The organism is Cereibacter changlensis JA139 (assembly GCF_003034985.1).
In the GTDB taxonomy this organism is placed as follows: Bacteria; Pseudomonadota; Alphaproteobacteria; order Rhodobacterales; family Rhodobacteraceae; genus Cereibacter; species Cereibacter changlensis.
Map to the genome: position 1 here is coordinate 1 of NZ_PZKG01000324.1, position 1,514 is coordinate 1,514.

Annotated in this window: 3 protein-coding genes; 2 read left to right on the forward strand and 1 reads right to left on the reverse strand. The window is 55.6% G+C overall.

Going from position 1 to position 1,514, the window contains the following annotated elements; all coding sequences use genetic code 11:
• Both C5F48_RS25850 and C5F48_RS26535 read left to right on the forward strand, forming a co-directional pair.
• On the forward strand, positions 1 to 194 hold a 194-nt coding region (locus C5F48_RS25850), incomplete at its 5' end, for a hypothetical protein (protein ID WP_219907837.1).
• Positions 194 to 412, forward strand: a complete 219-nt coding sequence (locus C5F48_RS26535; RefSeq protein WP_373454372.1) for a hypothetical protein — start codon at positions 194 to 196, stop codon at positions 410 to 412. The genes C5F48_RS25850 and C5F48_RS26535, both read left to right, overlap by 1 nt.
• Positions 413 to 670: 258 nt before the next feature.
• On the opposite strand, the gene C5F48_RS23690 is transcribed toward C5F48_RS26535, so the two are convergent.
• The coding region (locus tag C5F48_RS23690; RefSeq protein WP_107666115.1) for a TerC family protein at positions 671 to 1,514 on the reverse strand (844 nt) is incomplete at its 5' end.

Consider the following 1,514-nt stretch of genomic DNA (forward strand, 5'->3'; position numbering starts at 1 on the left):
CCACTCTCCGGTTCATGGGTCACGATCTTATCTTCACCGGATCGACGGAGGCGCTGGCGGTCATCGGCACGATTGCCGAGATCTACCTCGTCGAAAGCCGCATCCGTGGGCTAAGCGCCGAGGCTCCCCTGACAGCGCGAAAGGCAGAAAGCGCCACCTCATGTCGGCGCTCAAGGCGCAGCTCGAGCAACTGATGGCCAAAATCTCATCAAAGTCTTCGATCGGCAAAGCTGCTGCCTATACCCTCGGGCACTGGCAGGGTCTGACGGCATTCCTCGAGGACGGCCGGATCCGCGCAAGAATGCGTTGTTCGCCGGCCACCCGGCCAGCCGGATCGAAAACCTCATGCCCTGGCACTTCCGAAAAACGTCAAGCCGCGTGCTTAGTGGATCGGCAAAGCGCTTACGAATAACCGAAATCGGCCTCCGGTGGACCGGGCGCGGTTCACATCATCAATTATAGACGGGTGGGACGCGTGGTGAGGCAGGCAGGAACTGGCGTAAACCCCCGCAGGCACTTTGTGCGGACCACAGACAGCCAGCACGAAGACATTCCACAGATGCAGATGCAATGAGTCGCAAATTCTTGGCTGCATTTCAGACTGTCATATTAAATTCTGATCGGCCAATTCCTCATGGGAAATGACCGATCATCCTTGGTGAAATTCCAATCAGGATTGCTGCTTTGAGTCTGCTTTCGCCTGCTGTTCAGGAGATGATGATCCGGTCTTCCAGAGTGAGAACGCCACGCCCGCGCCGAGGATGGTAAAAGTGATGCCGAGCGACCATTCCGGCGGGAACTTTTCCCAATTCATCGCATCAGCCACAAATATCTTTGAGCCGATGAAGATAAGCAAGACCGACAACGCGTATTTCAGATAGGCAAAACGGTGCAGGATCGCTGCCAGCGCAAAATAGAGCGCACGCAGGCCAAGGATGGCGAAGATGTTCGAAGTATAGACGAGATACGGGTCTGTGGTAATGGTGAACACCGCCGGGACTGAATCCACTGCAAAGACGAGGTCCGCGATTTCGATCATGATCAGTGCGAGAAACAGCGGCGTGGCAAAACGGACCATGCGGCCTGTTTCGGGGTTCAGCTTTTTCACGAAGAAGCTGTGGCCGTGCAGATCCTCGGTGACGTTCAGCCGTCGCTTGAGAAAGCGGATCATCGCGTTATCCTCGATCTTGTGCTCCTTGTCCGCGACGAAGAGCATCTTGATGCCGGTCAGGATCAGAAAGGCGGCAAAAAGGTAGAGGACCCAGTGATACTGATCGACGATCGTGGCTCCAAGCCCGATCATGATGCCTCGCAGCACGATCACGCCTAGAATACCCCAAAACAGCACCCTGTGCTGATATTCGCGCGGGATGGCAAAGAAGCTAAAGATCAGGGCTATGACAAAGATGTTGTCCAACGCCAACGTCTTCTCGACTACAAAGGCAGTCATATACTGGGCGGTGGCGGTGGCCCCCATCTGCCACCAGATGAAACCCGAGAATGACAGGCCGAGC

Excerpts from the sequence above, each read along its gene's own strand:
- C5F48_RS26535 (WP_373454372.1), top strand. The coding sequence starts at position 194 with ATGGCCAAAATCTCATCAAAGTCTTCGATCGGCAAAGCTGCTGCCTAT.